The sequence below is a fragment of the Arthrobacter sp. N199823 genome, assembly GCF_002929705.1.
GTDB lineage: Bacteria > Actinomycetota > Actinomycetes > Actinomycetales > Micrococcaceae > Specibacter.
In genome coordinates, this window is record NZ_PJIN01000007.1 from 70,580 (window position 1) to 97,087 (window position 26,508).

A 26,508-nucleotide genomic window follows, 5' to 3' on the forward strand; every position below is an offset into this window, starting at 1 on the left:
GGACTGTGACACGGAGAATTCCGGGCAGGTATGTAGCGCTGGGGGACTCCTTCACTGAAGGGGTAGGCGATGCCAGCAGGCATTTGCCCAACGGTGTCAGAGGGTGGGCGGATCGTGTGGCTGAGGCGCTGGCCCGCGACACGCCTGGCTGGGAGTACGCTAATCTGGCCATCCGCAGTAAACGGCTACGCCACATTATTGCCGAACAGATCGAACCGGCCCTCGCCATGGAGCCAACGCTGATCACCCTCTATGCCGGCGGGAACGATGTCATGGACGTGGGGACCTCCATCACCAGCATCCTTGATCAGTACGAATTCTTAGTGTCGCGGTTGGCTGAATCGGAGGCGACAATTCTGCTCTTCACGGGATATGACGTGGAGGTCTCGCCCCTGCTGGCACCGCTGCGCCGCAAGAACCATGCATACAACCTCGGCATCAAGGCGATCGCGGCAAAGTATGGGGCCACAGTGGTGGATTACGCGGCGTTACAGGCCTACGCCAACCCGCGCATGTGGTGCTCGGACCGCTTGCACATGTCAAAGCGTGGGCACAAATACTTGGCCGCCCACGTGCTGGAGGTCCTACATGTCTCTCATGGGATCGTGCTCAAGGAGAAAAGCCACCCGCCCAAACTCACGTGGAAGCAGCGCGGACACGGACACTATTTGTGGGTGGCGCAGTGGGTGGTACCGCTCATTGGACGCAAAATCCGGCGCACCACCCTAGGCGATGCGCTGACACCTCGCTGGCCTGAACCCCTTCGAGTCCCACCAAGGAAGGGCCTGAAGAAGGTGGCGCGCAGCCAGTCCTCCACCGCCGCCAGCTGACCCCACCGCCAGACGCTCCATCACATCTGGGGCTTTTTTGGGCAACGCTTCTTCAGATATGCGAGCGTTGGAAACAACTGTGGCCGCCTCCCGGATCGGGTGGCGGCCACAGTCTGGCAGGCAATTAGCGGTTATGCCTGCGCGGGCTCCTCAGCCGGCGCCAGCACGACGTCGGACACGGCAAGTTCCCCTTCGCCCACAGCAACCGTAAGCTCAAGGGCGTTGGCAGCAGCCTTGAGGTCACCCAAACCGGCGCTCAACTGCGTGGCCTGAACCTGAGCTGCTGTCACCGTCGCTGAGAGTACCTGCGTGCGCTGCTTGACTTTCGCCTCGGACTTGGCCTTGCGGATGCCGCTCAAGGCGTCGCCAACGGTCGAGAGCAAGGTGGTGTCGCCGTCGTCCACCCCAACAGCGGTGGGCCACGGGGCGCGGTGCACCGAACCCGTGCGCCACCAGCCCCACACTTCTTCCGTGGCGAACGGCAGGAAGGGCGCGAACAAGCGCAGCAGCGAATCAAGGGTGGTGGCCAGGGCGGCCAGCACCGAAGCCTGGCCTTCCTCACCGGAGGCACCGTACGCGCGGTCCTTGATGAGCTCAACGTAGTCGTCGGTGAAGTGCCAGAAGAAGCTCTCGGTGATCTGCAAAGCACGGGCGTAATCGTACTTTTCAAACGCAGCCGTTGACGCAGCGACAACCTCGGAGAGCTGGGCCAGCAGGCCGCGGTCCAACGGGTTGGTCAGCACGGCGGTGTCGGCTGTGAGCACGTTAGCCTCGGTGGCGCCCAAGTTCAGCACAAACTTGGAGGCGTTCAGCAGCTTGATGGACAGGCGGCGGCCAATCTTCATCTGCGCAATCTCGTACGCAGTGTCGGCACCGAGCTTGGCGGAGGCTGCCCAGTAGCGGACGGCGTCGGAGCCAAAGTCGTTGAGCACGTCGGTGGGCACCACCACGTTGCCCTTGGACTTGGACATCTTCTTGCGGTCCGGGTCAAGGATCCAACCGGAGATGGCGGCGTGCTTCCACGGTGCGCTGCCCTGCAGGGCGTCGGCGCGCACGGCGGAGGAGAACAGCCAGGTGCGGATGATGTCGTGACCCTGGGGACGCAGGTCAAAGGGGTAGACCTTGGAGAAGAGGTCCTCATCCTGACCCCAGCCGCCAACAATCTGCGGTGTCAGCGAGGACGTGGCCCAAGTGTCCAGCACGTCCGCGTCGCCCACGAAACCGCCGGCAACGTTGCGCTGCTCCTCGGTGTAGCCAGGAGCAGAATCTGCTGCGGGGTCAACCGGGAGCATCTCCGTGGTGGGCAGGATCGGGTGATCATAATCCGGGTTAGCGTCGGCATCCAGCGGGTACCAGACGGGGACCGGCACGCCGAAGAAGCGCTGACGCGAAACCAGCCAGTCGCCGTTCAATCCGGAGATCCAGTTGTCGTAGCGTGATCGCATGAACGCGGGGTGGAATTCAATTTCCTTGCCACGGTTGATCAGGCGTTCGCGGCGTTCCTCGTCGCGGCCACCGTTGCGGATGTACCACTGGCGGGAGGAGACGATCTCCAAGGGCTTGTCACCCTTTTCGAAGAAGTTCACGGGGTGCATGATCTTCTTGGCTTCGCCGTCCAGCAGCTCGGCCTCGGTCAGCATCGCAATGACACTTTCTTTGGCGCTGAAGACGGTCTTGCCAGCAATGGCTGCGTAGTTGGCGCGACCTTCCTCAGTAGTGATCCACTCGGGGGTTTCACCCAAGATGCGGCCGTCACGGCCCACAATGGCGCGGGTTGGCAGCTGCAGTTCTCGCCACCAGATGACGTCGGTCAGGTCACCGAAGGTGCAGACCATGGCAATGCCGGAGCCCTTGTCAGCCTTGGCCAGCGGGTGCGGACGGACCTCAACCTCAACACCGAACAGCGGCGAGGTGACTTTCTTGCCGAACAACGGCTTGTAGCGCTCATCGTCCGGGTTAGCGACCAGGGCCGAGCATGCTGCGAGCAGTTCCGGGCGAGTGGTCTCAATGTAAATCTTGGTGCCGTCTTCGGCGAAGAATGGGTAGCGGTAGTACGCGCCCGGCATTTCCCGGTCTTCCAACTCTGCCTGTGCAACAGCTGTGCGGAAGGTGACATCCCACAGGGTGGGGGCTTCAGCCATGTAGGCGTCGCCGGCCTTCAGGTTTTCCAGGAAGCCGCGCTGCGAGACTGCTCGTGAATGGTCATCGATGGTGCGGTACGTCAGCGCCCAGTCAACGGACAGACCCAAGGTCTGGAAGAGGTGCTCGAAGACTTTCTCGTCCTCAACGGCCAGCACTTCGCACAGCTCGATGAAGTTCTTGCGGGAAATGACATCCCAGTCGCGCTGGTTCTTGGCCGGAGTGGCAGGGGGGCGGTACCCCTCGATGTAGGAGTACGTCGGATCGCAACGCACACCATAGAAGTTCTGCACGCGGCGTTCGGTGGGCAGGCCGTTGTCGTCCCAACCCATGGGGTAGAAGACATTCTTGCCGTTCATACGCTGGAAGCGTGCCAGCACATCGGTCTGCGTGTAGGAGAACATGTGTCCCACGTGCAGGGAACCTGACGCCGTGGGCGGGGGAGTATCAATGGAGTACACCTGCTCACGGGTGGTCTCACGGTTAAACTTGTAAGTACCCTCTTCCAGCCAGCGCTTGGTCAGAGACTCTTCGAGGCCCTCCAAAACGGGCTTGTCGGGAACGTTGCTTGTGGTGGGTGCGGGCGTGTCTGTGCCCGGAATGATTTCAGCCATGGGTCAAGTCTTTCATGAGTTGCCCCGGAACCTAGATTCAGGAGTTTTTTGCGTGGAATCCTCGTGTCAGATGTGGGAACAGTGGGAGCTGCCGGTTGCGGATGTGGCGCCCGAGCCGGAAAGCAGCGAGTATCAAGCCCACACGCTGTCCCTCGCCGGCCGACGGGCGGTGTTCCGTGTTGCTAAAACCACGCCCACCAAGGTTGGTCAGTTTGTGACGCTGTGGCAGCGTTCCGTGGCCGGTCCTATCCGGCCCTTTGACACGTCCGACGGCGTTGAGCTGTTTGTTGTTCAGGCCGGCGTCGGTGCGGGGCTGGGCATGTTCATGTTCCCCCTTGCCGTTTTAGCTCGCCACGGGGTGGTGTCTGTTTCCGGGAAGGGCGGGAAACGGGCCATGCGTGTCTACCCTCCCCACGTTGAAGTCACCAGTGCCCAGGCCCAGCGAACGCAGGCATGGCAGTGTGAGTACTTTGTGGCCCATGACGCTCCGGCTGAACGTGTCAGGGAGCTGTACGCGGCCTGACGCAGTGGAAACCGAACCTTATACGTACGCCACGCCCGGGCAGCTTGCGTATAAACAAACTCCACTTTATTTGTACCCACGCCACGCCCGGCCAAGTTGCGGTGCTCTTGTTCTACCGCAAGCCGAAACGGGCGCAGCTGCGTATAAACAAAGTCCCTCAGCTGCACGGGCCCTGACGCAGCCGCGATGCCGGGGCTATCATGCCAACATGGGCACCATCAGGATTCTGCGGGTTTATGAAGAGCCGGAACCGGGGGAGTACCGCGTTCTCGTGGATAGGCTGTGGCCGCGCGGGATCAAAAAGGACACCATTGACCTTTGGCTCAAGGAAGCAGCCCCCAGTACAGAGGTACGCAACGCGTTTGGTCACGTGGCTGAACACTTCGAGACCTTTGAGCGTGACTACACAGCGGAGCTGCACGGAAACCCGGCAGTGACGGGGCTGCGTGAGCTCATCAGAGAACATGAGCATGTCGTGCTGCTCTACGGCGCCAAGGATCACCAACAAAACCAGGCCGCCGTGCTGCTACGTTTCCTCAATGCCACGTCATAGCCAGAGTCCCGTTCACCGTCTCCGTGCAACCGCGCTAGATTAAAAGCATGGCTGAAAACACTTCCAAAAATGCAATTGTCACTGGCGCCAGCTCCGGAATAGGTGCCGCTACTGTCCGTCAACTCCGGCGCAACGGCTGGAACGTGATTGCCGTGGCTCGCCGCGAGGACCGCTTGGCCCAGCTGGCACAGGAAACTGGTGCCACGCCGTTCACCGTGGACGTCACCGTCAGTGAGGATATTGAGCGCCTTCGCACCTTCGCTACCGAGACGTTCAAAACATCAGGTGGCCTGGATACCCTGGTCAACATTGCCGGCGGCGCTCGCGGTGTGGACAGCGTGGCCAACGGCAATGAAGACGACTGGGACTGGATGTATCAAGTCAACGTGTTGGGCACGTTGAAGGTCCTCAAGGCCTTCCTGCCAGATTTGCGTCAGCACGGTTTTGGCACGGTTCTGAACCTGACATCCACCGCCGGGCACACTGCCTATGAAGGCGGCGCTGGCTACAACGCCGCCAAGTTCGGCCAGCACGCACTGACGGGTGCCTTGCGATTGGAAGAAGCCGAACACAATATCCGCGTCATCGAGGTGGCCCCCGGAATGGTCCGCACCGATGAATTCACTGTTAACCGGCTCGGCGGGAACCAGGAAGCCGCAGATGCGGTGTACCAGGGCGTGGACAAACCACTGACGGCTGAGGACGTGGCAGAGGTGGTGGCGTACGCCGTCGGGCTTCCCCATCACATCAACCTGGATCAGATCGTCATGCGTCCGGTGGCCCAGGCAGCAGCACACAAGGTGATTCGCCGCTAGCCCAGGGCCTTCGCCGCATCGATCCGTGAGAAAAGGCGCTTTAGCTGCGCCCAAAGCAGCCATATCTCACGGGTCGATGAGGGTTCGCGAGAGCCAGGGGCGATGAGGGTTCGCGAGAGCCAGATGGGTGCAGTGCCAGCCCCGCGTAAGTATCCGGTAGAATAATGGACAAAGCTTCGACCCGGCCATCACCGGTGAGCTTCCGGAAGAACGTCCTGATGAAAAAGGGCAAGTAGAACCGGACGGGTAAGCCCGTCACAGCAGCTAATGAGCGGCCGCACCTGTGTAAAAACGGGCACGGTAAGCGAGGTGGTACCGCGGCGCAAGCCGTCCTTGCATCCTGAACCTGAACACCCACAACCAGGATGATGTGATGACCCACTTCCCGAAGGCCTCAGCCGCCGCCGGCCTCCATGCCGAATCCAAGCACGTTCCCTCCTCCGTGAATTTCCCGAAGGTGGAAGAACTCGTCCTGAAGTACTGGGACGAAGACGGCACTTTCCAGGCCAGCATTGATGCGCGCGACGCCGGCCAGGATGGGTCCAACGAATTCGTCTTCTACGACGGCCCGCCCTTCGCCAACGGTCTCCCGCACTACGGACACCTGTTGACCGGTTACGTCAAGGACCTCGTGGCTCGTTACCAGACGCAGCTTGGCCGCCGCGTTGAGCGCCGCTTCGGCTGGGACACGCACGGCCTGCCCGCCGAGCTGGAAGCCATGAAGCAGCTGGGTATGACAGACAAAGCCCAGATCGAGGCCATGGGCATCGACAAGTTCAACGACGCCTGCCGCTCCTCCGTCATGAAGTACGCCGGCGAATGGCAGGAATACGTCACCCGCCAGGCTCGCTGGGTCGACTTCGACAACGACTACAAGACCCTCAACGTCGAGTACATGGAGTCCGTGCTCTGGGCCTTCAAACAGCTCCACTCCAAGGGCTTGACCTACAACGGCTACCGCGTGCTGCCCTACTGCTGGAAGGATGAGACCCCCCTCTCCAACCACGAGCTGCGCATGGATGACGACGTCTACAAGGACCGCCAGGACCAGACAGTCACCGTCACCTTCCCGATCCTCGCCGGCGAATCCGCGCTGTCCCAGGAACTGGCCGGCGTCGCCGCGATTGCCTGGACCACCACGCCGTGGACCCTGCCCACCAACCAGGCCCTCGCTGTTGGACCCAAGGTGAGCTACGCCGTCGTGCCCGTTGGCCCGAACGGTTCCGGTACGGGCGCCTCGGCCGAGAAGTTCCTCCTCGCCGCTGACCTGGTTGCCGCGCACGCCAAGGACCTCGGGTACGACGACGGAGCTGCCGCAACAACCGCTGTCACCGCCACGTACGCGGGTGCCGAGCTTGAAGGCCTGAAGTATGAGCCCCTGTGGGACTACTTCGCCGACGACGAGAAGTACGGCACCGCCAAGTCCTGGCAGTTCCTGGTGGCCGATTACGTCACCACCACCGACGGAACGGGTATTGTTCACCAGGCTCCGGCCTACGGTGAAGAAGATCAGAAGGTTTGCGAGCAGTACGGCATCCCGGTAGTCCTCTCCGTCGATGAGGGTGCCAAGTTCCTCCCGCTCTTTGCAGGCGGTCCGCTAAGCGAGATCGCCGGCGTGCAGGTCTTTGACGCCAACAAGACCATCACCCGCGTAGTGAAGGACGCCGGCCGCTTGGTCCGCCAGGCCAGCTACGTGCACAGCTACCCGCATTGCTGGCGCTGCCGCACACCCCTGATCTACCGTGCCGTGTCCTCCTGGTACGTTCAGGTCACAGCGTTCAAGGACCGCCTGGTGGAACTGAACCAGGACATCAACTGGATCCCCGGCAACGTCAAGGACGGCCAGTTCGGCAAGTGGCTGGCCAACGCCCGCGACTGGTCCATCAGCCGCAACCGCTACTGGGGTTCCCCCATCCCGGTATGGCAGTCGGATGACCCCGAGTACCCGCGCACCGATGTGTACGGCTCCCTCGCCGAAATGCAGGCAGACTTTGGCCGCCTGCCGGTGAACAAGGAGGGCGAGGTTGATCTGCACCGCCCGTTCATCGATGAGCTGACCCGCCCCAACCCGAGCGACCCCCGCACGCCGGAGCAGGGCCAGTCCACCATGCGCCGCGTGGAAGACGTCCTGGATGTCTGGTTTGACTCGGGCTCCATGCCGTACGGCCAGGTCCACTACCCGTTCGAGAACGAGGACTGGTTCAACACGCACAACCCGGCCGACTTCATCGTCGAGTACATCGGGCAGACCCGTGGCTGGTTCTACATGCTGCACGTGCTCTCCACGGCGCTCTTTGACCGTCCGGCGTTCAAGAACGTCATCAGCCACGGCATCGTCCTGGGCTCCGACGGGCAGAAGATGTCCAAGTCCCTGCGCAACTACCCGGATGTTTCCGAGGTGCTGGACCGCGACGGCGCTGACGCCATGCGTTGGTTCCTGATGGCCAGCCCCATCCTGCGCGGTGGCAACCTGGTGGTGACCGAACAGGGCATCCGCGAGGGTGTCCGCCAGGTCATCTTGCCTCTGTGGAACGTGTACAGCTTCTTCACCCTGTACGCAAACACGGCCAACGAGGGCAAGGGCTACGACGCCAAGCTGCGCTATGACGACTACTCCGATCCCATGGATCAGTACCTCATGGCCAACACCGGCGATCTGGTGCGCGAGATGGAAACCAAGCTCAACGACTACGACGTCTCCGGCGCGTGCGATTCCCTGCGCAGCTACTTTGACATGCTCACCAACTGGTATGTCCGCCGTAGCCGCGGCCGCTTCTTTGACGAGAACGTGGACGCCTTCGACGCGCTCTACACCGCCTTGGAAACTGTGTGCCGCGTGGCAGCTTCACTGTTGCCGCTGGTCACCGAGGAAGTCTGGCGCGGTCTCACCGGCGGGCGCTCCGTGCACCTGACCGACTGGCCCAACGCCGATCTGTTCCTGGCCAATGCTGCTCTGGTTGATCAGATGGATCAGATCCAGCAGGTCTGCTCCACCGGTTCCAGCCTGCGCAAGGCCGCCAAGCTGCGCGTCCGCCTGCCGCTGGCCGAACTCACCGTGGTGGCCCCCAACGCCGCAGATCTGAACGACGGCGCCGCCATTGTTGCGGAGGAACTCAACATCCGCTCCGTGCGGTTTGTTGACTCTGCCGACGCTTCCCCGGAGGAGTTCGGCATCTCCCAGAAGCTCGTGGTCAACGCCCGTGCCGCCGGCCCACGCCTAGGCAAAAACGTCCAACTCGCCATCAAGGGCTCCAAGTCCGGCGACTGGTCCGTCACCGACGGCGTTGTCACTGCCGGTGGCCTGGCGCTGGAAGAGTCCGAGTACACGCTGGAGACAGTTGTGGCTGACGGGCACGACGGCGGTAAGAGTGCCGTTGCGATGTTGCCTGGTGGCGGCTTCGTGGTGCTCAACACCGAGTTGACCCCCGAGCTTGAGGCTGAGGGCACGGCGCGCGATATGATCCGCGCCATCCAGCAGGCCCGCAAGGACACCGGTCTGCAGGTCAGTGACCGGATCCGCACCATCATCAGCGCCCCGCAGGACGTCATCGATGCCCTGCATGCCAACGCCGAGCTGGTCAAGGGCGAGACCCTAACACTCAAGCTTGAACTCATCCCCGGTGACGTTGAAACCACCATCACAGTTGAACGGACAGTGTCTTAATGAGCGCTCACCACGACGAATTCTCGGTGGAGAGTGTCTACGCCGAGCTCCTGGGCCGTGCCCCGGAGAACAAAATGGAACCGCGTCTGGCTCCCTTGTTCCGTGCCATGGACATTCTGGGTGACCCCAACAAGGCGTTCCCCATCATCCACATCACTGGCACCAACGGGAAAACCTCTACGGCGCGCATGATCGAGTGTGGCCTGCTGGCTCACGATCTGCGCACGGGCCGCTACACCAGCCCCCACCTGACGAAGGTCACCGAACGCATCAGCGTTGACGGGGCTCCTGTCAGCGACGAGACGTTTGTGCGGATCTGGGATGAAATCCGCCCCTACCTGGACATTGTCGATGCCGAACTCACAGCCGCGGGCGAAAACCGTCTGACGTACTTCGAGTGCCTGACCATCCTTGCGTTCGCCATCTTTGCCGATCAGCCGGTAGATGTAGCAGTCATGGAAGTTGGATTGGGTGGCATCACCGATGCCACCAACGTGGGCGATGGACAGGTTGCTGTCATCACCCCCATCTCCCTCGATCACACCGAACTGTTGGGCGACACCACGGGGCTCATTGCACAGGAGAAGTCAGGCATCATCAAGGAGGGCGCGTTTGTCATCAGCGCAGCCCAGCCACAGGATGCTGCCCAGGTCATCTTGGAGGCGGCCCGCGACAAGCACGCCGACTTCCGCTTTGAAGGCGTGGAGTTCGGCGTCGAAGCACGCACCGTCGCCGTGGGCGGACAGATGCTGGACCTGCAGGGTCTGGCCGGGCGATACCCGGGCATCCTGCTCCCGCTGCACGGTGAACACCAAGCCCAGAATGCCGCCGTCGCACTTGCTGCGCTGGAAGCATTCTTGGGCGGGGGAGAGAAGGAGCTGAACAGGGAACTGGTTCAGGAAGGCTTCGCCGCCGTCACCTCGCCCGGCCGCCTGGAAGTCATGCGCACTTCGCCCACCATTGTGGTCGATGCCGCGCACAACCCGGCAGGCATTGCCGCCAGCGCCGCCGCCCTGCAGGAGTCTTTTGCCTTCAGCAAGCTCGTGGTGGTTCTGGGTGTCCTGGTCGAAAAGGATGCCGAGGAAATCCTCAATTCCATCAAGGAAGCGTACGGCGATGAAGCTGCGGAACTGTGCTTGACCCAGTCCACGTCCCCGCGCGCCATCCCGGCAGCGGAACTGGCTGAAATCGCCGTCGACCTTGGCTGGGATGAGGAAGACATTCACATTGCCGAGAAGCTCGACGACGCCATCGAGTGGGCTGTGGAGCGCGCCGAAGCTAATAATGACCTGGCCGGTGGAGTCCTGATCACCGGCTCTATCACCCTGGTGGGCGAGGCTCGGATCCTGTTGGGCCGCCCCGGCGAAAAGGAAGGCGCCTAGTTCATGGCAAAACTGACTAAGGCTCAGCGAGAGTGGCGGCCTAATACGCCCAAGAAGCTGCGCTCCACCAAGATGATGTTCGCCTCGGTGGTCCTGATGCTCGAGGCGTTCGTGGCCCTCTTCTTGGGGCTGGCGCTCTTCGGCTTGAAGGATAAGAACCCGGTTTACCTCATTGCGGGTGCCGTTTTGGCGGTGTTACTTATTCTTGCCTGCGGGGTGGTGCGTAAGTCTTGGGGTGTGGCCGTTGGCTGGATCCTGCAGCTAATGCTCATTGCGGGAGGATTCTGGGAGCCGTCCATGTTTGTGGTGGGCGTGCTCTTCGCGGTCGCTTGGTGGTATGCCCTGTTTGCCGGTGCCAGGATTGACCGCGAGAACGTTGTTCGGGCGAAGTTGCAGGCCGAATGGGATGCGGCGAATCCGGTGGAATCTGCTCCCGACGAGCCGTCCAAGTAAACTGTTGTTGATAGTCCTTTTTACCTAATTATTGGAGTTATTCGTGAGCATTGAGCGCACTCTTGTCCTTGTGAAGCCCGACGGCGTGGCACGCAACCTCTCCGGTGCCGTTCTGGCCCGCATCGAAGCCAAGGGCTACACCCTGGCCGAGCTGAAGAAGGTCACAGCTACCCGTGAGCAGCTCGAGGCGCACTACGAAGAGCACGTGGGCAAGCCGTTTTACGAGCCGCTGGTTGAGTTCATGCTCTCCGGCCCGGTTGTTGCAGCGATCTTCGAGGGCCACCGCGTCATCGAAGGCTTCCGCGCGCTAGCCGGAACCACCGACCCCACCACGGCAGCCCCCGGCACCATTCGTGGCGACTTCGGCCGCGACTGGGGCCTGAAGGTTCAGCAGAACCTGGTCCACGGCTCCGACTCCGTAGAGTCCGCAGAGCGTGAGATTGGCATCTGGTTCGCCTAGTCCCCACTCGCCGGCCCAGTAAATCGCTGGCGCGATTTGCTGGGAACCTGGCGAGCGTGGGCCCAGCCCTCCCAAGGAAATCCGCTGGCGCGTCTTTCCTTGGGTCCCTCGGGCGCGTGGGCCCAGCCGGCCCCTAGTATTTCGCTCGCGCGATTTGCTGGGAACCTGGCGAGCGTGGGCCCAGCCCGCCCCTAGTATTTCGCTGGCGCGATTTCGCGGGAACCTGGCGAGCGTGGGCCCAGCCGGCCCCTAGAATTTCGCTGGCGCGATTTGCTGGGAACCTGGCGAGCTTAGGCCCAGCCCGCAAAAAAGCGACGGCGGGTGGTCACCTTCAAGGTGACCACCCGCCGTCGCACTTTTTTGTCCGCTTTAGCCGATGATGGCGTACATGAAGCGGAAGAAGATGGAGGCCAACACGGCAATGTAGAGCAGGCCGACGATCACCCAGGCCCAGTTGTTGAGGAACTTGGTCAGCGCTGGCGGTGCCGGAATGACTCCATGGTTGACGTTGCGCACTGTGATGAAGACAAAGAGCGGGATCATCATGGCCCACACGATCATGCAGTAGGGGCACAGAATAGCCAGCGTGTACAAGGCCGTAAACCAGAACCAACTCACCAAGGCCATCCCTGCCGTGATGCCTAATTGCACACAGATCCAGAACCAACGGTTCATGCGTGCACCGGCCAGCAGGACCACACCGATGGTCATGATGACGGCAAAGGCACAGATGCCAATGAACGGATTGGGGAAGCCCAGTATGGCGGCTTCTGGGGTCTTCATGACATCTCCGCAGGAGATCCACGAGTTGAAGTCACAACTCATCACAGCGTTCGGGTCTGCATAGAGATGCAGCCGTTCCATCACCAGGGTGAAGGAGGCAATCCACGCAATGGCACCTGTGATGACCAGCAGCCAGCCAAACGGTTTAGCCCGCGTCATGGCAGGTTTATCCAGCTCGGCGGGATCGCTGGTGGAAACATTCGTGCTGGGCATGGCGTCCTATTCCTGCCGAGAGGCATGATTTTGTCCTGATCGTGTCCTGATTGTAGCGTGCGATTCTTGGCGCGCCCTGCGTGAAATCGCCGTGTGGACTAGCGCGTATGAGACAATGAGTTCGGCTGGTTGGCGATCCACATGCGCCCCTCGGTCCAATGGCACGCTCACGGGCTGCTGGAGCAGAAGCTGCCTCGTGTGCAGCCATCCACCAGCCACGTTTCTCGCAAACCATTGGCTTGTCAGAGCTTGCGCACCCGGAAGTTGGTGCCGCCTGAGAAGTAATTAGACGACTTCCGTCAACGCCCGAGGGTGTTGGCACATCGGCCGAACCTGGCACTCTATGTGGGGGTGCCAAGTCGGCGCGAAGGTAATGCCCACAATGGAAAATGAACAGCCCACTCTAGATAACACAGATGTTGCGCAGGCAGCCCCGGCAAAGACCAGGGCCACGCGATCCCGCCGTGCCACCTCTGCTGTGACCAGCCCCGGCGCCACCGCAGCCACGCAGTCCGCTCCGGTTGCAGCGTCGGCTGCCACCTCACCTGCAGCCGCCGCCGCGACTGCGGGAGCCGCTCCGGTTGCCGAAGCTGCTCCGGCTAAGAAAGCTCCTGTTCGACGTAGCCGCGCCAAGAAGACTGAGACAGTCACTGATGCAGCTGACTCCGCAGCCTCAGCTGGGGCACCGGCGTCAGAAGCCAACAACGCCGGTCCGTCGTTGCTCGATGGAATCGCCGTTCCTGCCACAACAGGCACCGCCGCATCAGCACCAACAGTTACACCCGTCAAGAAGGCCACTCGCCGCCGCGCCAGCGCTCCTGTCACGGCACCTGTTTCGGCAGAGGTTTCCGGACAGGGCGAACTGAGCCTGGCAGGCGAAGGAGCAGCAACCGAGGCACTGGATGTTCCAGTTGCTGCAGTGGATGCTGCCACCACCAAGAAGGCTCCGGCCAGGCGCAGCCGGGCCGCAAAAGCTCCCGTCACCAAGGTTGCGCCCGCCGATGCAGCTCCGGCCGCAGAAGCTGCAGTGCAGGCAACGGCCCCTGAGGCAATGGCCCCCACAACCGAATCAGTTCTCGCCCCGGTCAAGGAGGCCACGGCTCCTCGGGCTGGCCGGACTAAGGCACCGGCGCGCCGCGCCGCCGCGAAGGCTGGCGCCCCTGCCACTGCATCCACCGCTGCCGCCCAGACTCAGATTCCGGTCACCACAGACGTCACGGCAACCCCTGAGGCCACAGACGACGCTGCTGTTCCTACCGTAGAGCCTGCCGCCCCCAAGAACACGCGTGGCCGCCGCCGCACCGTATCCAAGGCTGCCGGCCCCGCCGTGGCGGCACCCGAAGCATCCACAGCACCCGAAGCGCCCACAGCACCCGAAGCGCCCACAGCAGCAGCGGAAACCGTAGCGCCCGCAGAAACAGCAGAGCAGACTCCGGATGCTCCCGTGACTGAGTCCCTGTTCATGGCCCCTGACGCCGGCATCTTGGCACTGTTCCTGGCTCCGGATATGAGCCTGGCAGTACCGGCTGCCACCGCCAGCTCCACCCAAAATGGCGCTGACGGTGAAGCTGAGCAGAGTGCAGATTCTGAGCAGCGCGGCCGCTCCCGCAACCGTAACCGCCGCCCTCGCAGCAATGACGGGGAAGCCGTCGAAAGTCCTGAAGAAACGGATGCCCCTGACGATGATAACGATGGTGCCGACGACGGCGTGACCTCGCGCCGTCGTCGTCGTCGCCGCCGTGGTGATGCAGATCTGGAACTGACAGGTGGCAGCGATGAGGATCCGCCCAACACCGTCACACGTGTCCGGGCACCTCGCGTTCCTGCGGAGACCGGCGCCAGCGCCTCCAACCGTGTCACGAGCCTGCGCGGTTCCACCCGTCTGGAAGCCAAGAAGCAGCGTCGCCGCGACTCGCGTGACTCCGGCCGCCGCCGTACAGTCATCACCGAAGCCGAGTTCCTGGCCCGCCGCGAATCTGTGGACCGTGTCATGGTGGTTCGTCAGGCTGATGACAGGATCCAGATTGGTGTCTTGGAAGACGGCATCCTGGCCGAGCACTTCGTCTCCAAGACGCAGCAGGATTCGCTGATCGGCAACGTGTACCTGGGTAAGGTTCAGAACGTGCTGCCCAGCATGGAAGCTGCGTTCGTTGATATTGGCCGCGGCCGCAACGCCGTTTTGTACGCCGGTGAAGTTGACTGGGATGGTGCCAACCTTAACGGCCAGCCGCGCCGCATTGAGAACGCACTGAAATCCGGTGACTCGGTGCTGGTCCAGGTCTCCAAGGACCCCGTGGGCCACAAGGGCGCCCGCCTGACCAGCCAGATCTCACTGCCCGGGCGCTACCTGGTATTCGTACCCGGCGGTTCCATGACAGGGATCTCCCGCAAACTGCCCGATGTGGAACGTAATCGCCTCAAGCGCGTGTTGAAGGACCACCTGCCCGAAAACGCCGGCGTCATTGTGCGCACCGCGGCCGAGGGTGCCAGCGAGGAAGAGCTCACAAACGACATCAACCGTTTGCGTGCCCAGTGGGCTGGCATCAATGAGCGCGCCACCTCACACAAGACCCTTGCTCCCGAGATGCTCTATGGCGAACCTGATCTGACCATCAAGGTGGTCCGTGACGTCTTCAACGAGGACTTCTCCAAGCTGGTCGTCTCCGGCGAGGACGCTTGGGACACCATCGAGGCCTACGTGACCTACGTGGCCCCGGATCTGCTGGACCGACTGGAAAAGTGGAGCAAGTCCGAGGACATCTTCGCCGCGCACCGCATTGATGAGCAGATCAACAAGGCTCTGGAACGCAAGGTCTTCCTGCCCTCGGGTGGCTCATTGGTCATTGACCGTACCGAAGCCATGACAGTGGTTGACGTCAACACCGGCAAGTTCACCGGATCCGGTGGAAACCTGGAAGAGACAGTCACCAAGAACAACCTCGAAGCTGCCGAGGAAGTCGTGCGTCAGCTTCGCCTGCGCGACATTGGTGGCATCATCGTCATTGACTTCATCGACATGGTGCTCGAATCTAACCGCGACCTGGTCCTGCGTCGCCTGGTCGAGTGCTTGGGCCGTGACCGGACCAAGCACCAGGTAGCCGAGGTGACCAGCTTGGGTCTGGTCCAGATGACGCGTAAGCGCATGGGTACCGGTCTGTTGGAAGTCTTTGGCGAGCTGTGCCCGTCCTGTGCTGGCCGCGGCATGGTCACGCATGAGATTCCCGTAGAGCACCGCCGCACGCATTCCCCGGCTGTGGAAGCTGCTGCCGCTCACACTCACGCACCGAAGGTGGAGCAGCGCGAGCCCGAGCGTTCGGCCAACCGGTCAACCCGCAGCGAACGCAAGCGCAACCGCAATCGCGGCCAGCAGGGCGAATCGGGTGAGACGGCGCAGGAATCAGCGCTTGCTCCGTTAGCTGTTCCTGTGCATGCGCCCGTTCACACGTCTGCTCATGATGAGCTCTCCGACGCTGCCAAGGCCCAAATGGCACAAAAGGCCCACGAAGCCCGCACCGCCCTGGCCAACATTGCCGCAGCTGCTGCCGCCACGCACCATGAACACGTCAAGGTGCAGGAGCAGGCTGTTGGCGAGGGCGCCTCGCAGCGTGTAGATCAGCAGGAATCCTCCGACGCCGCCACCCTCACCTTTGGTGGGGAAGCCATTGAGCTGCCCCGCGGACACCGCAGTGAAAGCAGTGGTTTCGCTCAGCCGAACAATGCCGATCAGGCAGCCGCCTTGGCTGATCTGACGCAGGCGCTGGATCAGCTAGCCGCGCCCGGTCACGAGCCGGACCACGAGGGTAGTGAGCCCGGAGGCAACCGTTCACGGGCCCGCCGCGGCCGCCGCAACCGCAGCGCCCGCAGTGCACAGGGCGGAGCCGATATGAGCGTGGAGACCATCGAGACCCCGGCCGCCGGCCAGGGTTCTGTGACGCACAGCAGCACCGTGAGCGCAGCGCTCACACCGGCACCGGCCGTCAAGAAGAACGCCGAGCCCATCATCCTAGGTGTTGGGGTACCGGCCTCCGAGCTCTAAGAACTCAGGCCCCATACTGGCCCGCAGCAGTGACGCGAAGTGGACGCTCCCAGCGTGTTTTTCGCATCACAGCTGCGGCCCAGTTTTGTTTCCTGGGATCATGAGGGGTCTCCTACGCGGGTAAAGGGACATGTTTTCTTGGGGCGGCACCTTTGCCGTTAGTGTGGAGTGCGACACGGGGTGCCAGGCCATCAGGGCCGGCTGAGACAATACCCGTTGAACCTGCCCGGTTAGCACCGGCGAAGGGATGTCCTGATGAACACCACTGCAATTTTTTCACCCGCTCTACCTGCCCTTTCACCCGATTGCCCAGCTGCCAGCGAGGCAACTGCTCAGCAGACGATGCCTGTCAAACATCCGCGAGTCCTGAGCATTGCCGGCTCCGACCCGTCCGGAGGGGCCGGAGTCCAGGCCGACATCAAGGCCATCTCAGCCCACGGTGGTTACGCCATGGCGGCCGTCACCGCGCTGACCGCCCAAAATACGCGCGGCGTCCAAGACATTCACGTGCCACCGGTGGCGTTTCTTCGTGTACAGCTGGAGGCACTGTCGGAGGACATCACCATTGACGCCGTGAAGATCGGCATGCTGGGCACCGCTGCGGTGATGACAGCTGTAGGGGAGTGGCTGGGCCGAACCCAACCTCCCGTCGTCGTGCTTGATCCGGTCATGGTGGCAACCAGCGGGGATCAGCTCATGGACCCTGCGGCACGCACCGCCATGGTGGCGCTGCTGAAGCAGGTGCACCTGGTGACTCCGAACCTTCCCGAGCTCGGCGTGTTGCTGGGCAAACCTGTGGCCACCAGCTGGGCGGAAGCGCTGGAGCAGGGCCAGGAGCTGGCGGCCGCGCACCACGTTCGGGTACTCGTCAAAGGCGGACACCTGCCGGGACCAGACTGTCCGGATGCCCTAATAACGCTCGAGGGCACCGTGGAGGAATTCCGTGCTCCGCGGATTGACACGCCCAACACGCACGGGACGGGATGTTCGCTCTCTGCAGCGGTGGCGGCGTTGCAGGCTCGGTTCGGCGATTGGGGTACGAGCGTTCGGCATGCAAAAGACTGGCTTGTCCAGGCCTTGGAAACGTCACAGGAGCTAGGCATTGGCGGCGGACCGGGACCCGTTAACCATTTGAATGAGCTGTGGGCCAGTGCCGCGCCGCGAATGGACAGCTTCAGTCAGGAGCTTTGGGCCGATTGCGCCGAGCAGCGTGCGGCCATCATGGAACTCGATTTTATCAAGGAACTTGCAGCGGGGACGCTGTCCCGGCACCACTTTGCGTACTATCTGGCCCAGGATGCGCTGTATCTGGGTACCTATTCAAGGGTTCTGGCCAGAGCCAGTGCCCTGGCTCCCACCGAGGAGGAGCAAAAGTTCTGGGCCGGCGGGGCGCAAAACTGCATTGACGTGGAGGCTTCGCTGCACCGCGACTGGCTCAGCAGCTACTCCATGGCACCCGCCGGGACGGCACAAGCAGACACTGCCGGGACGGCCCAGAGCGTGACGGCCACGACAGCTACGGCACCGGGCCCCGTCACCAAACACTATGTGGATCACCTGCAGGGCGTGGCTTTTTCTGGAAGCTACGCAGAAGTGGTGGCCGCCGTGTTGCCTTGCTACTGGCTCTATGCGGAAGTGGGCCGCGTGTTGCACGCCGACTATGTTGCCCTCTCCGGCGAGAACTCTCACGAGCACCCCTACGGTGCTTGGCTGCAAAGCTACGCCGGCGACGATTTCGCACACGCCGCACAAACCGCTGTGCGCATCATGGACGGCGCGGCCCGGCGCGGATCTGCACGGGATCGGGCCGGTATGAAAGCCGCCTTTGCCCATTCTGCACAGTATGAGTTGGACTTCTTTGCGGCCCCGCATACCCATGCGCCAGAGCCGATCATGACCCTTGGTGATTAACACCACCTGCCACTTGAACAAAAAACTGGCGATTTTTGACCCCAAATGCACGTTTCCTGCCAGAGTCGCGCTAAAGTAACTTAGTACGATTCCACGGAACGCAGTAGCCAAGGGATGAAATGAAAGTTTCGCCCCTAGGTGTGCACGGACCGAGGAATCAGTCTCATTTGCCCCCGGAGCCAGAATTAGCGTATTCTTGATCTTCGGTGCTTACGCCAACACCTAGGGCAACCACTCCATGGTAGAACTCCATTGAGGTCCACGGCGTTGAGGCACATAGTATGCACCCCGTACTTGTTCATTCTTGAACTGCGGCGCATGCGGTTGGTAAGGATCAATCATGATCCAAGCCGGCATAAAAACTTTGTAATAAACGTCGAGAGAAGTGAGTTCCCCAGTGGTGTACGCGATTGTCCGCGCAGGCGGCCGTCAAGAAAAGGTTTCCGTAGGAGACCACGTGACCATGAACCGCGTCCCCGGTGGAGTTGGCAGCACGCTTGAGCTGCCCGCTTTGCTCTTGGTTGATGGTGACAAGCTCACCACAGCCGCGAAGGACCTGGCTAATGTGAAGGTTACGGCTGAGAAGTTGGAGGATCTTCGTGGACCGAAGATCGTCATCCAGAAGTTCAAGAACAAGACCGGCTACAAGAAGCGTCAGGGTCACCGTCAGGAACTGTCCAAGGTCAAGATCACCTCAATCGCTTAATAAGCGCTGACGGTTCGATCCACTTAGATACTTTTAGTAAAAAGGCAGGCATTTTCAAATGGCACATAAAAAGGGTGCGAGTTCCACTCGCAACGGTCGTGACTCCAACGCTCAGTACCTGGGCGTAAAGCGCTTCGGCGGTCAGGTTGTCAAGGCTGGCGAAATCATCGTTCGCCAGCGCGGCACTCACTTCCACCCCGGCGTTAGCGTCGGCCGTGGCAAGGACGACACGCTGTTCGCATTGGACGCAGGCGCAGTCGAGTTCGGCACACGTCGTGGACGTCGTGTTGTAAACATCGTTGCAGCTGCGGTCTAATACCAAAGCTTTTCCAGTGGAGCGGGCCGCATGGCTCGCTCCACTGGCTTTTAACACAAGCATTTTTTATTGATCAGCGGTGCCCACCGAAATGGTGCGCCCGCTAAGTAGCGGACTAGAATTAGTCCGCAGTAGCAAGTTCTATTCAAGGAGATTTCAGTGGCCAGCTTTGTTGACCGGGTTGTTTTGCACGTATCCGGCGGGACTGGCGGCCACGGCTGCGTCTCAGTTCACAGTGAAAAGTTTAAGCCTTTGGGTGGGCCCGACGGCGGCAAGGGCGGCGACGGCGGTAGTGTCACCTTCCGTGTCAGCGACCAGACCACCACTTTGCTTGACTTCCACCATGCACCCCACCGTCGTGGCGGCAATGGCCAGCCCGGCATGGGTGACTGGCGTGACGGCAAGGACGGGGCGTCGCTGATCCTTGAAGTTCCCGACGGCACTGTCATTAAAGACCGGGAAGGCAATGTCCTTGCCGACCTCGTGGGCATCGGCACGGAGTACATAGCTGCTGCCGGTGGCCAAGGCGGGCTCGGTAACAATGCCCTGTCCTCACTGAAGCGTAAAGCCCCGGGCTTCGCACTGTTGGGTATTGCAGGCACAGAGGCTGACATTGTCCTTGAGCTGAAGTCCATTGCAGACATTGCCTTGGTTGGTTTCCCGTCAGCCGGCAAGTCCAGCCTTATTGCATCTATGTCTGCGGCGCGGCCCAAGATTGCCGACTACCCCTTCACCACCCTGATCCCCAACTTGGGTGTTGTCCAAGCCGGCGACGTCCGCTTCACCATGGCCGACGTTCCGGGCCTGATCGAGGGTGCCAGCGAGGGCAAGGGCCTTGGCCACAACTTCCTGCGCCACGTGGAGCGTTGCGCCGCGATTGTGCACGTCCTTGACTGCGCAGCACTCGAGGCCGACCGCGATCCCATCACAGACCTCGCCATCATTGAGCGCGAGCTCGACCAGTACGATGTCGACATGAGCTTTGCGGGAACCGACGGTGACGTGGTACCCCTGAACGCGCGACCCCGCCTGATTGCACTGAACAAGGTAGATTCACCGGACGGCCGGGACATGGCCGGATTCGTCAAGGCGGACTTGGAAGCCCGCGGCTACCGTGTCTTTGAAGTCTCCGCTGCAAGCCATGAGGGCCTGAAGCAGCTTGGCTTCGCGATGGCAGAAATTGTCATGGCAGCACGTAAGGCAGTCTCCGATGCCCCCGCCAAGGTCACCCCCGTGGTTCTGCGCCCCCGTGCCATCAACGAATCGTCCTTCACCATTCACCGCGAAGAGCGCAACCTGTCTCCGTTGTTCCGCGTTCGCGGTGAAAAGCCCGAGCGTTGGGTTGAGCAGACCGATTTCCAGAACGAGGAAGCCATTGGCTACCTGGCAGACCGGCTGGCCAAGGCCGGCGTCGAGAAGGAACTCTTTAGGATCGGTGCCACACCCGGCGATACCGTGGTCATTGGTGGCGACAACGGAATGGTCTTCGACTGGGAGCCCACCATGATGGGTGGAGCCGAGCACTTGGCCGCCCCCCGAGGCACCGACCTCCGTCTGCTCGACCTGGGCGATCGCCCCACACGTTCACAGAAGCGTCAGGAACAGCAGGAACGTCGCGACGCCAAAGCTGCAGCCCGAGCCGAGCTGGAAACTGAGCGCAAGGCCGGCATCTGGACCGAGCTTAGCGACAACCGGACCACCAGCGAGGCGCACAGCATTGCCGCCGAGCTGGCAGCCGAGGGCGAGTCCAGCGACACAGGTGCAGCACAGAACTAATGGGAAGCACGGGGCAGGATCAGGTGAGCTCACTCACTTCTCGCAGTTCGATCGCGACAGCGTCACGCATTGTTGTCAAGGTCGGTTCCTCGTCATTGACATCTGTTGCTGGCGGGATCTCCGAGGAAGCGCTGAAGAAGCTGGTGGCTGTGCTTGCACAGCGCCAGCTGGCCGGAACCGAGATCATTCTGGTTTCCTCCGGCGCAATTTCTGCAGGTTTGTTGCCCCTGGGACTGTCCAAGCGCCCCAAGGATCTGGCCACTCAACAGGCTGCTGCCAGCGTAGGGCAGGGCCTGTTGATGGCGCACTACAACCAGGCCTTCGCCTCGCATGGTGTGACAGCCTCACAGGTCCTCCTGACGGCTGAAGACCTCTCCCGGCGGCACCAGTATGTCAACGCCCACCGGGCCTTGGAACGTCTGCTGCACTTAGGCGTGGTGCCGATTGTCAATGAAAATGACACTGTCGCCACGCATGAGATCCGTTTTGGCGATAACGACAGGCTGGCTGCCCTGGTGGCCCACCTGATCAAGGCCGACGCCTTGGTGCTGCTCTCCGACGTCGACTCCCTTTATGACGGTCCTCCTTCGGAAGGGGCCACCCGCATCAGTCAGGTGGATTCCGCCGAAGACCTCGAAGGCATTGTCATTGGGAGTGCCGGCAAGGCCGGGATCGGCACCGGCGGCATGGCCACCAAGGTCCAGGCGGCCATGATCGCAGCGGAAACCGGCATCCCGGCACTCGTCACCTCCACCGACCAAGCAGCGCAAGCCTTGGCGGGGGAGGACGTGGGAACCTGGTTCGGCATCAACGGCAACAAGCGCCCCGTCCGCATGCTCTGGCTGGCTCACTTGGCTGACATTCGTGGCCGTTTGATCTTGGACGACGGCGCCGTCCGGGCTGTGGGGGAGCGGCACAAATCGCTCCTGCCAGCCGGCATCACGGCCGTTACAGGCGATTTTGACGCCGGAGACGCGGTAGAAATCAGCGACTCAGAGGGCAATGTTTTTGCCCACGGTCTGGTGAACTACCGGCATTCGGACCTGCCGCAAATGCTGGGACGCTCCACCAAGGCGTTAGCCAAGGAATTGGGACGCGAGTTTGAACGTGTTGTGGTCCATGTGGACGATCTGGTCCTGCTCAACGCCTAGGACAAGCTGCGGCTCTCATCACAGCGCGCTGAGCGCCGGTACCCTAGACTTGGGTCATGACCGAGCAGATTGTTGAAGTTAATGTCGCCGCTGAAGTTAAGGCGATCACCGACCGCGCCCGCAGGGCCGCCCGCCGCATGGCTGGAGCGAACCGCGCCTGGAAAGACAAGGGGCTGCGTGCCATTGCCAAGGCATTGGTAGCGAACCAGGAAACCATCTTGGCGGCTAACGCCAAGGACGTGGCCGCTGGCCGGGCAAACGGCACCTCGATCCCCATGCTCGATCGACTGACTTTAACCAAACCGCGGATGCAGGGTCTGGCCGATGCGCTGGAAAACCTGGCAACCTTGCCCGATCCCGTCGGCAACGTGGTGCGGGGACAGACACTTCCCAACGGTTTGCGTATGCGCCAAATCAACGTGCCTATGGGGGTTGTGGCCGCCATCTATGAGGCGCGTCCCAACGTCACAGTCGACATCGCCGGACTTGCGCTCAAGAGCGGCAACGCCGTCATTCTGCGCGGCGGCACTGCAGCAGCCAACACCAACAAGGCGCTTCTGAGCATCCTGCGCGATGCCCTCGATTCTGTCGGCCTGCCCTCGGACGCCGTGCAGTCCGTGGATCAGTTCGGCCGCGAGGGTGCCACCTTGATCATGAAGGCTCGCGGGGCCGTGGACGTGCTCATTCCCCGTGGCGGCCGGGAGCTCATCCAGACCGTCGTGAACAATTCTTCCGTCCCCGTCATTGAAACCGGGGAGGGTAATGTGCACATCTTCATTGACGCCAGTGCGAAGGAAGAGATGAGCGTTGACATTTTGCTCAACGCCAAGACTCAGCGTCCCAGCGTCTGCAACACTGTTGAAACGCTGCTGGTGCACAAGGACAGCAAAGTGCTTTCGCCGGTACTTTCGGCGTTGGTGAAGGCCGGAGTCCGGCTGCACGTTGACCCCCGTGTTCAGGCGGTGCTGCCCGCAGGAATCACGGCAGAGGCTGCCACTGACGAAGACTGGGCTACCGAATACATGGACCTAGACTTGGCCGTAAAAATGGTCGATTCCATGGATGAGGCCATCAAACACATCCGCACATGGACCACCGGACACACCGAAGCCATTCTGACCAACGATCTCGCCAATGCTGAAAAGTTTATTGCCGAGGTTGATTCCGCAGCAGTTATTGTCAATGCCAGCACCCGATTTACCGACGGCGGAGAACTTGGACTCGGCGCTGAAGTAGGTATTTCCACCCAGAAACTTCATGCCCGCGGGCCCATGGGGCTCTCGGAGCTGACCACCACCAAGTGGATCGTGCAAGGCGAAGGCCAAGTTCGAGGCTAACTAGCCAAGAATGTGGGCCCAACCACTTGGGCCCAAGAAAAGTGGCCAAGTGTGGCGCACACGGCGTTGATGGTGCGCCACGGTGAGCCGATTGCACGTACCATTAGAAGAAATACAAGCAACAATTGGCTAGGTGCGGAGAAAAAACCGCCCGGCCGCGTACCCAAGGGGAGAAATAATGCTGACCCAGCTTGCCGGCGTCGTACTGGCCGCCGCAGAAGAACACGAACTCGCGCCGTTGATTGCGCCGCCGTTTGTGGTTGGCGGCGTCATGCTTGCTGGCCTGTTGTTGCTGATGTTTGTGACGGTGTCGTTCATGAACTTGGGTAACCGTCACGCGGCCGTTCCGGAGACGGAAGATCCGCACCGCCAGCACACCAACAAGCACCTGCACGGCCACGACTCGGCGTCCTCCAATCACTGAGGAAACACTCCGGGTATCTTCGGTTGAAGGTACCCGGGACCGTCTCCGGGTTGGAGTCATGGGTGGCACGTTCGATCCGATCCACCATGGACACCTTGTTGCAGCAAGCGAAGTTGCAAGCGTTTTTGAACTTGATGAAGTAGTTTTTGTGCCCACCGGCCAGCCTTGGCAAAAAACCAAGGGCCAGGTCAGTGCCGCTGAACACCGTTACTTGATGACAGTGATTGCCACGGCAGCGAATCCGCGGTTCACCGTCAGCCGGGTCGATATTGACCGTCCGGGACTCACGTACACCATTGATACGCTGCGTGATTTGCACAAAGCACGTCCTGACGCGGACCTCTTCTTCATTACAGGTGCCGATGCCATGGCCCAGATCATGTCATGGAAAGACAACGACGAGCTGTGGGATCTAGCCCATTTCGTGGGTGTCACCCGTCCCGGGCATGTGCTGGATGACATGGGTCGAACCGATGTAAGTTTGTTGGAAGTGCCCGCCATGGCGATCTCTTCCACCGACTGCCGCAAACGCGTGGCAGAGCAAAACCCCGTTTGGTATCTGGTTCCAGACGGCGTGGTGCAATATATTGCCAAGTATGGGCTGTACGTGCAACCCGGAACAGATGCCAGTGCAGGCATGCTGCCGGTGACCAAAGAGAACCGAATGAGTAAGTGATGAGCAAGGAAACAGAGCCGACTCTCAGCCGCAGGCAACTGCGCGAGAAGTCGGCACAGACAACTGGCGCCCCGGATAAATCCGCGGCGCCTGCCGGCGTTGCGCCTGTTTCGCCTGCCCCTGATGCGCCTGTACCTGCGGATCCGGTATCTGAAGCCCCTGCATCCGCGGCGCCTGCGCTTGAGGCACCCGCATCTGAGTTGCCCGGCAAGACGCCTCCGGCCGCCGATGCAGCGCTGCCGCGTGAACGCGAATCCCAGATCAGAGCACGTGACAGGGCCGCGTTGCGAGCCTTTAAGGAGCTCGCTGATTCGCCGGCCCAGGACCCGTTGCCGTCTCGGAAGGCGTTGCGCCAGGCTCAGCTCGACGCCGAGCGCGCCCCCATCACTGCTCTGAACCCCGTGGTGTCCGTCAGGGCAACAGCAGCTACCGTCGCCACTTCTACGCCCACGAATCCGCCAACACAGCCCAGCCCCAGTGTTGCCAGCCCTACGGATGCTGCCGCAGTTGACGGCGTTTCGCTCACCTCCGCGGCACCGGCGTCCGTGCAGGCCCCACGAACCAGGGGAGGCCGACGGGCCGCTGCCGTTGCCAATGACAAGTATGCCGTTCCCGTCCGTTCCACCACGGGTGAAGGCGAAAATCAGCATCCTGATGATGCTGCGGCACAGACCGTTGCCCCTGCAGCAGTAAACGTGCCCAGCCCTCCGACCACCAAGCCGGGTAGCCGCTTGGTGTCTTCCGTGTCTCCAGAAGTTGCCGCATTGACTGTGCCTGAAGCGGCCACTGTGGACGCTGCGGCGGATGCCGCACAGGCACCAGGAGCTGACTCCTCGACCACAGGGGGACAGGGCGCAGCTGAGTCCAGTGCTCATGTCCCACCCCTGCCAGCTCTTGTGCCTGGCGGCGACTATTACCCAATCTCGGCTGGCCCACCTGTGCCCCCAAGCACTCAGGATCTGCAACTTCTCGCCGCAGAAAAGGCAGAGGCCGAGCGGACAGCCATTCTGGCTCAGCGTGCCCAAGCTCGTGAACGGCTGGCACAGGAGAACGCCAAGAACCGGCGCCCCGCGGCGGATCCCACGGCAACGAACAATCTGGCCATGGTCACGCCCATGGAATTCATTGATGTTCCGGGGGTTGAACGGCCGGTAATGCGCCCGCCCACCACCACCCATGTGCCGATCGTGACGCGCAGTACCCCGCGCCAGGCGCCGGCACGGCCCAAGGGCCCGGTTCCTGATAAGGGGAAAGCTGCCGGCACGTCAGCGCGTCCGGCGGGTTCTGGTCAGGGTGCACCCCAACGTGGAGAAGCTGGAGCTGGCGTTCCCAACGTCAGTGCCGAACGGTTCGATGCGGCACTGGCAGCACGTGCCGCGCACAGGCCAGGTCCGGGAAACCGTCCCCTGACCGGTGGTCGAAGCAGCACGCTCAAACGTGCCGAGGCCATGGCAGCGGTGGATCACGGTGCCTCTGTGGCTGTTCCGTCACCGGTACCCGCGGCACGTCCCAGTGTGCAGCCTGTAAGGGAAGCCGCTGTTACGGCGCCGGTGCAACGCTCACAAATGCCGCCCATGCCCGCAGATTATGCCCACGGGCTGGAACCGCTGGATGCCATGACTGCTGGGTTGGGCCGCACGCAGCGCAATCTCTTCATTCAGTGGGGCAGCATCATTCTTGGCGGCGCGGCTTTTGTGGCTGGAGCCATCATGGTCTTGACCAACATTCTTAACTAGTTTTTTACAA

Annotated in this window: 20 protein-coding genes and 1 riboswitch; of the genes, 18 read left to right on the forward strand and 2 right to left on the reverse strand. The window is 61.7% G+C overall.

Features of this window, described 5'->3' with window-relative positions; all coding sequences use genetic code 11:
- Positions 1-5 precede the first annotated feature (5 nt).
- Positions 6-830: an SGNH/GDSL hydrolase family protein gene (locus tag CXQ93_RS14835; RefSeq protein WP_104111209.1), complete on the forward strand. Its 825-nt coding sequence runs from the start codon at positions 6-8 to the stop codon at positions 828-830.
- 131 nt (positions 831-961) lie between these two features.
- Here CXQ93_RS14835 and valS read toward each other — a convergent pair whose 3' ends face one another.
- On the reverse strand, positions 962-3,583 hold the full coding sequence (valS, locus tag CXQ93_RS14840; RefSeq protein ID WP_104111210.1) for a valine--tRNA ligase: 2,622 nt from the start codon (positions 3,581-3,583) through the stop codon (positions 962-964).
- Positions 3,584-3,635: 52 nt separating this feature from the next.
- On the opposite strand from valS, the gene CXQ93_RS14845 reads away from it, so the two are divergent.
- The 7 genes from CXQ93_RS14845 (at position 3,636) to ndk (ending at position 11,433) form a co-directional block, all read left to right on the forward strand.
- Positions 3,636-4,106: a MepB family protein gene (locus tag CXQ93_RS14845; RefSeq protein WP_253599494.1), complete on the forward strand. Its 471-nt coding sequence runs from the start codon at positions 3,636-3,638 to the stop codon at positions 4,104-4,106.
- 208 nt (positions 4,107-4,314) lie between these two features.
- Positions 4,315-4,659 (forward strand): DUF488 domain-containing protein, encoded by a 345-nt coding sequence (locus CXQ93_RS14850; RefSeq protein WP_104111212.1) that lies wholly within the window; start codon positions 4,315-4,317, stop codon positions 4,657-4,659.
- 47 nt (positions 4,660-4,706) lie between these two features.
- On the forward strand, positions 4,707-5,474 hold the full coding sequence (locus tag CXQ93_RS14855; protein ID WP_104111213.1) for an SDR family oxidoreductase: 768 nt from the start codon (positions 4,707-4,709) through the stop codon (positions 5,472-5,474).
- A 373-nt stretch (positions 5,475-5,847) separates the two neighbouring features.
- A complete protein-coding gene (ileS, locus tag CXQ93_RS14860; protein ID WP_104111214.1) occupies positions 5,848-9,138 on the forward strand; it encodes an isoleucine--tRNA ligase in 3,291 nt (1,096 codons plus the stop codon).
- Positions 9,138-10,520: a folylpolyglutamate synthase/dihydrofolate synthase family protein gene (locus CXQ93_RS14865; RefSeq protein WP_104111215.1), complete on the forward strand. Its 1,383-nt coding sequence runs from the start codon at positions 9,138-9,140 to the stop codon at positions 10,518-10,520. Before ileS ends, CXQ93_RS14865 begins: the two co-directional genes overlap by 1 nt.
- A 3-nt stretch (positions 10,521-10,523) precedes the next feature.
- The gene (locus tag CXQ93_RS14870; protein WP_104111216.1) at positions 10,524-10,973 is read left to right on the forward strand and encodes a DUF4233 domain-containing protein; all 450 of its coding nucleotides are present in this window, start codon (positions 10,524-10,526) and stop codon (positions 10,971-10,973) included.
- A gap of 43 nt (positions 10,974-11,016) precedes the next feature.
- On the forward strand, positions 11,017-11,433 hold the full coding sequence (gene ndk, locus CXQ93_RS14875) for a nucleoside-diphosphate kinase (RefSeq protein ID WP_062288228.1): 417 nt from the start codon (positions 11,017-11,019) through the stop codon (positions 11,431-11,433).
- Between the two features lie 369 nt (positions 11,434-11,802).
- Here the strand turns inward: ndk and CXQ93_RS14880 are convergent, their stop codons facing one another.
- On the reverse strand, positions 11,803-12,429 hold the full coding sequence (locus CXQ93_RS14880; RefSeq protein ID WP_104111217.1) for a vitamin K epoxide reductase family protein: 627 nt from the start codon (positions 12,427-12,429) through the stop codon (positions 11,803-11,805).
- Positions 12,430-12,811: 382 nt separating this feature from the next.
- Between CXQ93_RS14880 and CXQ93_RS14885 the strand changes: the two genes are divergently transcribed.
- The 10 genes from CXQ93_RS14885 (at position 12,812) to CXQ93_RS14930 (ending at position 26,498) form a co-directional block, all read left to right on the forward strand.
- Positions 12,812-16,465, forward strand: coding sequence for an Rne/Rng family ribonuclease (locus CXQ93_RS14885; RefSeq protein ID WP_104111218.1), 3,654 nt, complete (start codon positions 12,812-12,814; stop codon positions 16,463-16,465).
- Positions 16,466-16,631: 166 nt separating this feature from the next.
- Positions 16,632-16,730, forward strand: a riboswitch (TPP riboswitch).
- The gene (locus CXQ93_RS14890; protein ID WP_104111219.1) at positions 16,721-18,376 is read left to right on the forward strand and encodes a bifunctional hydroxymethylpyrimidine kinase/phosphomethylpyrimidine kinase; all 1,656 of its coding nucleotides are present in this window, start codon (positions 16,721-16,723) and stop codon (positions 18,374-18,376) included. Its footprint overlaps the riboswitch before it by 10 nt.
- Positions 18,377-18,773: 397 nt before the next feature.
- Complete coding sequence (rplU, locus tag CXQ93_RS14895; RefSeq protein WP_044573640.1) at positions 18,774-19,082, forward strand: 50S ribosomal protein L21; 309 nt, start codon at positions 18,774-18,776, stop codon at positions 19,080-19,082.
- Between the two features lie 58 nt (positions 19,083-19,140).
- Positions 19,141-19,398, forward strand: coding sequence for a 50S ribosomal protein L27 (rpmA, locus tag CXQ93_RS14900; protein WP_038462850.1), 258 nt, complete (start codon positions 19,141-19,143; stop codon positions 19,396-19,398).
- Positions 19,399-19,557: 159 nt separating this feature from the next.
- Complete coding sequence (gene obgE, locus CXQ93_RS14905) at positions 19,558-21,174, forward strand: GTPase ObgE (protein ID WP_104111220.1); 1,617 nt, start codon at positions 19,558-19,560, stop codon at positions 21,172-21,174.
- A 23-nt stretch (positions 21,175-21,197) separates the two neighbouring features.
- Positions 21,198-22,325 (forward strand): glutamate 5-kinase, encoded by a 1,128-nt coding sequence (proB, locus tag CXQ93_RS14910; protein WP_258069026.1) that lies wholly within the window; start codon positions 21,198-21,200, stop codon positions 22,323-22,325.
- Positions 22,326-22,381: 56 nt separating this feature from the next.
- Positions 22,382-23,662 carry a glutamate-5-semialdehyde dehydrogenase gene (locus CXQ93_RS14915; RefSeq protein WP_104111222.1) on the forward strand — a complete coding sequence of 427 codons (1,281 nt, stop codon included), beginning with the start codon at positions 22,382-22,384 and terminating at the stop codon, positions 23,660-23,662.
- A gap of 178 nt (positions 23,663-23,840) precedes the next feature.
- Positions 23,841-24,086, forward strand: coding sequence for a hypothetical protein (locus tag CXQ93_RS14920; protein ID WP_104111223.1), 246 nt, complete (start codon positions 23,841-23,843; stop codon positions 24,084-24,086).
- The gene (gene nadD / locus CXQ93_RS14925) at positions 24,079-24,762 is read left to right on the forward strand and encodes a nicotinate-nucleotide adenylyltransferase (protein WP_258069042.1); all 684 of its coding nucleotides are present in this window, start codon (positions 24,079-24,081) and stop codon (positions 24,760-24,762) included. The genes CXQ93_RS14920 and nadD overlap by 8 nt, the downstream gene beginning before the upstream one ends.
- Positions 24,762-26,498, forward strand: a complete 1,737-nt coding sequence (locus CXQ93_RS14930; protein ID WP_104111225.1) for a hypothetical protein — start codon at positions 24,762-24,764, stop codon at positions 26,496-26,498. Before nadD ends, CXQ93_RS14930 begins: the two co-directional genes overlap by 1 nt.
- Positions 26,499-26,508 lie beyond the last annotated feature (10 nt).